We start from the raw sequence: 1073 nt of genomic DNA on the forward strand, positions 1-1073 counted from the left end.
ACATCATTCCAAACCAGCAATGTATTTAATGTTCCAGCAGGAACTTATACCGTTACGGTAAAAGATGCAAACGGATGTACAGCTACAACTGTAACTCCATTAGTGATTTACCCACAATTAGTAGCTGTTGCCTCAGTTACTAAAGAATTAGATTGTACGGCTACACCAAACGCAACGATTACTGTTGCTGTTTCCGGTGGAAAAGCTCCATTTACTTATACAGTTAAAAAAGGTAGTGGTGCTACAAGTGTACCAAGTGCTCCGTTTTCAGGAACATCATTTACATATACAGTTACTGCTGCCAATGCAGACAGTTATACTTTTGTAGTAACAGATGCCAATGGATGCTCTAGTACAACTACTACACCAGTAAATACAATTTCTAACCCAACAGTTACAGAAACACATACTAATCCATCATGTGATGGAGGAAATAACGGTTCAGTAGTATTAGTTGGAGCGGGAGGTTCAGGAGGATATACTTACAGTAAAGATGGTACAACTTATACTCCAAGCGCTACCTTTACAGGATTAGTTGCGGGTACTTATACATTCTATGTAAAAGACAGTAAAAATTGTGCAACACCAATTACGGTTACATTAACAGCTCCGGCACAATTAGCTGCGACAGTTACTGAAGTTCCTTTTTCTTGTAATGCTACAAACGGAAAAGTTGCCGGAACAATAACAGTAAATGTTACTGCCGGTACAGGAACAACTCCATATCAATATAGCTTTAATGGTGGTGGATTTGGAAATTCAAATACATTAACATTAAATGACAATGGTGCAAATCAACCTTATACTTACTCAGTAAGAGACGGACTTGGATGTACAATTTCGGGATCAGGAACTTTGTTGAGATTAAACCCTCCAACAGACTTAACTTTTGCAGCTGCAGCGGTAACTTGTACGGCTACGACTACTACGGTTACTTTAACAGCAACCAATGGTGTGGGTGTTCTTCAATACGAAACAATTGCTCCATCTCCGGTAATTATTGCCAAACAAACATCAAATGCTTTTGCAAACCTTGCTCCTGGAACTTACATGTTTAAGGTTACAGATGCAAA

At 38.9% G+C, this 1073-nt stretch carries 1 pseudogene; it reads left to right on the top strand.

Going from position 1 to position 1073, the window contains the following annotated elements:
* A pseudogene (locus GKZ86_RS25180) lies at window positions 1-1073 on the top strand (SprB repeat-containing protein); the annotation flags it as partial.

Source organism: Flavobacterium sp. LC2016-13 (assembly GCF_009707955.1).
Taxonomy (GTDB): Bacteria; Bacteroidota; Bacteroidia; order Flavobacteriales; family Flavobacteriaceae; genus Flavobacterium.